Source organism: Glycomyces dulcitolivorans (assembly GCF_003265355.1).
Taxonomy (GTDB): domain Bacteria; phylum Actinomycetota; class Actinomycetes; order Mycobacteriales; family Micromonosporaceae; genus Glycomyces; species Glycomyces dulcitolivorans.
Window position 1 is genome coordinate 1 of sequence record NZ_QFRW01000170.1, and the last position, 4,539, is coordinate 4,539.

Genomic DNA, 4,539 nt, shown 5'->3' on the forward strand with positions numbered 1-4,539 from the left:
GCCCGCGGCGCCGCCGTCGCCGCACTCGTCGCCGAAGCCGCCGAAGAGGCCGGCGTCCAGCTCACCGACTCCCTCGAACAGGCCGCCATCGAACGCGACTCCATCGCCGCCGAGCAGGCCCGCCGCGAGGCCGCCCTCGCCGAGCTGCGCACCCGCGCCGGGGCCACCGCCGCCGAGCTGGAGCGCATCACCTCCGCGGCCCACCGCGACGAGGTCGCCCGCGCCGAGCAGCGCCTGCGCATCGAAGCGCTCGAAGAGAAGGCCGGCGCCGAGTTCGGCGTCGACATCGAGACCCTCCTCGCCGAGTACGGCCCCGACCAGCCCGTCCCGCCCAGCGCCGACGAGGTCGCCGCCGCCGCGGAGAAGGGCGGCCCGGAGCCGCAGCCGTACGACTTCGACCGGCCCCTGATGGAGAAGCGCGCCGCCCGCGGCGAGCGCGAACTCAAGCTCCTCGGCAAGGTCAACCCGCTCGCGCTCGAAGAGTTCGCGGCCCTCGAAGAGCGGTACAAGTTCCTCAGCGAGCAGCTCGAAGACGTCAAGAAGACCCGCGCCGACCTGACCACCGTGGTCAAAGAGGTCGACGACCGGATCCAGCAGGTGTTCGCCGAGGCGTTCGCCGACACCGCCCGCGAGTTCGAGAACGTCTTCCAGACCGTCTTCCCCGGCGGCGAGGGGCGCATCCTGCTCACCGACCCCGACGACCTGCTCCACACCGGTGTCGAGGTCGAGGCCCGCCCGCCCGGCAAGAAGGTCAAGCGGCTGTCGCTCCTGTCGGGCGGCGAGCGGTCTTTGACCGCGCTGGCGCTGCTGGTGGCGATCTTCCGCGCCCGCCCCAGCCCGTTCTACCTGATGGACGAGGTCGAGGCGGCGCTCGACGACGTGAACCTGGGGCGCCTGCTCGACCTGCTGCGTCGGCTCCAGGAGAACTCGCAGCTGCTGATCATCACGCACCAGAAGCGCACCATGGAGATCGGCGACGCGCTGTACGGCGTCACGATGCGCTCGGGTGTCACGCAGGTCATCAGCCAGAAGTTCTCCCGCGAAGAGGAGTAAGGGCAGCCCAGTACAGTGATTCGAGCACGTGCGCCCGCGTGCGTATCCGATTGCTGCTGGAGGACCCGCTGTGGACAACCTGTGGATGTGGGTGGTCGCCGCCGTCGTCGCGGTCGCCCTGATCGTCGGCGTCGTGCTCGCCGTGCGGAGCCGTTCGAAGCCGGCCCCCGTCGAGGCGCCCGCCGCGCAGCCGCAGGTCGAGGCCGAGCCGGAGTCCGAGGCGCCGCAGGCCGCTCCCGCGGCGCCGGTGATCGAGGCCCCTGAACCCGTCGCGGGCCGACTGGTGCGGCTGCGGTCGCGCCTGGCGCGGTCGAACAACGCGCTCGGGAAGGGCCTGCTGGCGCTGCTGGCGAGCGACAAGCTCGACGACGACGTGTGGGACGAGGTCGAGGAGACGCTCCTGACCGCCGACGTCGGCGTCGCGGACACGACCGCGGTGGTCGAGCGCCTGCGCGAGCGGGTGAAGGTCCTCGGCACGCGCGACCCCGAGGAGCTGCGGCGGCTGCTCAAGTCCGAGCTGACCGCGGTCCTCGAACCGGATCTCGACCGGTCGATCGCGACCGTCTCGCCGTCCGGCGAGGGCCCGGCCGTGATCCTCATGGTCGGCGTCAACGGCTCCGGCAAGACCACGACCTGCGGCCGGGTGGCCCGGGTGCTCATCGCCGAGGGCAAGACCGTCGTGATGGGGGCGGCCGACACGTTCCGCGCCGCGGCCGCCGAGCAGCTGGAGACCTGGGGCGCGCGCGTGGGCGCGAAGGTCGTGCGCCGCGGCGAGGGGGCCGACCCGGCCTCGGTCGCGTTCGACGCCGTCAAGGCCGGTGCCGAGGACGGCGCCGACGTGGTGCTGGTCGACACCGCGGGCCGCCTCCAGAACAAGTCCGGGCTCATGGACGAGCTGGGGAAGGTCAAGCGGGTCATCGAGAAGCAGGGCCCGGTGGCCGAGACGCTGCTGGTCCTGGACGCGACGACCGGCCAGAACGGGCTCCAGCAGGCGAAGGTCTTCGGGGAGGTCGTCCAGGTGACCGGCATCGTGCTGACCAAGCTCGACGGCTCCGCGAAGGGCGGGATCGTGATCGCGGTTCAGCGGCAGTTGGGGGTACCGGTTAAGCTGGTCGGACTCGGCGAAGGTCCGGACGATCTGGCCCCGTTCGAGGTCGGAGCGTTCGTCGACGCACTCGTCGACGGCGCCGAGAGCTGACGACGATGCGAACGCACAGCGGGGACCGGTGAGCGAAGACGAGATTCCGCTTATTGGCGGCAACACGAGCACGGTCATCCGGCTGGGCGACACGGTCCGCCGGAACACCGGACCCTGGACCCCCGCGGTCCACGCTCTGCTCAGGCACCTCGACGGCGCCGGTTTCACGGGCGCGCCGCGGGTGCTGGGCGTCGACGAGCACGCCCGCGAGGTCCTGTCGTTCGTGGAGGGCGAGCCGGGCAAGTACCCGCTGGCCCCGCACTGGACCACCGACGAGACGATGAGCGCGGTCGCGAAGATGCTGCGCATGTACCACGACGCGCAGTACGGTTTCCGGCCGCCGCCGGGCGCGACCTGGCGGTCCTTCGGGCCGCCGCCCCCGGACACTGAAGTGATCTGCCACCATGACGCCGCGCCGCACAACGTGGTGTGGCGTCCGGACGGGACGCTGTCGCTCATCGACTTCGACCTGGCGAGCCCGGGCGCGCGGATCTACGACGTCGCGTACGCGGCGTGGACGTGGGTGCCGATCTTCACCGACCGGGACTCGGTCACCTTGGGCTGGAAGAAGCCCGACCGGCCGCGGCGGCTGCGGATGTTCGCCGACGCGTACGGGCTCTCCGACCGCGACCGCCAGCGCTTCATCAAGGTCATCCGCAAGCGGATCGTCGACCACATCGAGGGCATCCGCCGCATGGCCCAGGCCGGGGACCCCGCGTTCGAGCGGATCGTCCAGAAGGGGCACCTGCGCCGCCCGGCGCGGGACCTGCGGCTGCTGGACGCCGAGCGGTACATCCTCGACGAAGCCCTGAGGTAACCCGAGGGGCGAAGACCCGCCGACGAGCCGGGAGCCGGGGGTCCTCGCCCAAGGGAGCGCTCCCAATCGCGGGTCGCGGGTCCACGAGCGGTGTTCCGGTGGACCGCGCCGCCGCGGGGGGAGTGCCGTGCGCGCGATGAATTTGGGGGAATTGGAGCAAACCTATCGTGGGAGCGTTTCCCTGTCAATAGATCGGCAAGTCTCAATATAAAGACGGGCGCCCCGACCGCCTGCACACCGCGGCCGGAGCGCCCGACTCCTCAGGAGCAAAGTTCTATGCGAGCAGGTCGTCCGCCCGGCTGAGGACGTACGCCGCGACGTTCCGGCTCAGCTCCACGCCCGCGAGGTCCGCCGACCGGGAGTGGATGCCGGACCAGACCCGGGCGTCGGTGTTCTCGGTCGTGAGCGGGTGCCAGGTCGTGTAGGTGCGGGTCACGCCGGGCGCGCTGGGGCTGGGGATCGTGTAGGCCGCGCCGGGGCCGTCGCCGACGAGCTGCGTGAGGACCTCCTCGGCCGAGCCGGAGTAGGTGTTGTGGCCGCTCGGGTAGTCCGGGTGCGACGGGGTGGTGTGGAGGGGCGTCCAGGACGGGTCCTGCACGGTCGCAGGGTCCCCGTCCTCGACCGCCCCCGCGATGGCGGTCACCGGGCGCCACCACAGGTATGCGTACTTCGAGTCCGACGTGGCGATCTGGGTGTCGACCGACGCGACGTGGAACAGCGCGACGAGCTCGACCCGGTCGCGCAGCGAGCCGGTGTGGTGCTCCAGGGCGGCCCGGAGCACGGGGTTGTAGAGGGTGAACGAGCTGCCGAGCCAGAACTGCGCGGTGTCGGTCTGCGCCTGGGTGCGCGCGGTGCTGTTCAGGCCGCCGTAGGCGTAGACCTCGTCGAGGTCGGCGCGGTACTGCGGGGTGCCGAGCGCCGGGGGCGCCTCCAGGCGGAACTGGTCGGCGCTGTCGAGCGCGAAGGGGACGGCGAACCGGGTGCCGGCCTGCGCGGCGGGGGCGAACGCGGGCGGGGTCGGCTGCCACACGCCGGGCACGGGGGCCGGGGGCGTGTACGGCGGGCTCACCGAGGCGGGGTCGAGGCCGTCGCCGGTACGGTCGGCGAGCAGGTCGTCGGCGCGTGCGATGCCGGAGGCGACGCCCTTGCGCTTGGCGCGGCCGTCGGGGATCTCGGCGAGGGCCGTCTCCAGGGCCGCGTCGAGCGCGGCCTGCTGGGTCGGCGCGAGCGAGTGGAGGGCGCGGTGGACGGCGGCGGCGAGGGCGGCCTCGCGGTAGTGCTTCGCGTTGACGCCGTGGGGGACCCGGCGGACGGCGCGGGCGGCGGCGAGCCAGCTGATCGCCCAGGTGCGGCTGTTGGTGACCTGCGCGGTGGCGGGTGCGGCGGTGACGGCGGCGTTGGTGGTGTCGAACCAGTGGAGGACGGCCGCGGAGGCGCCGTTGTGGGCGGCGGCCGGCGCGGCGGCGCCGAC

General features: G+C 72.6%; 4 protein-coding genes. 3 read left to right on the forward strand and 1 reads right to left on the reverse strand.

Translation table 11 applies throughout. The features are described 5' to 3' along the window. From DI269_RS13625 to DI269_RS13635, 3 genes are all read left to right on the forward strand, one after another. Nucleotides 1-1,053 (forward strand): AAA family ATPase (locus DI269_RS13625; protein WP_157974975.1); only part of this gene is annotated, 1,053 nt, incomplete at its 5' end. 70 nt (nucleotides 1,054-1,123) lie between these two features. Next, nucleotides 1,124-2,251 (forward strand): signal recognition particle-docking protein FtsY, encoded by a 1,128-nt coding sequence (gene ftsY / locus DI269_RS13630; protein WP_112136725.1) that lies wholly within the window; start codon nucleotides 1,124-1,126, stop codon nucleotides 2,249-2,251. 28 nt (nucleotides 2,252-2,279) lie between these two features. Continuing rightward, entirely contained in the window at nucleotides 2,280-3,068 is a 789-nt protein-coding gene (locus DI269_RS13635; protein WP_112136727.1) for a phosphotransferase enzyme family protein, read from the forward strand. A 274-nt stretch (nucleotides 3,069-3,342) separates the two neighbouring features. Here the strand turns inward: DI269_RS13635 and DI269_RS13640 are convergent. Continuing rightward, on the reverse strand, nucleotides 3,343-4,539 hold a 1,197-nt coding region (locus tag DI269_RS13640), incomplete at its 5' end, for a vanadium-dependent haloperoxidase (RefSeq protein ID WP_112136729.1).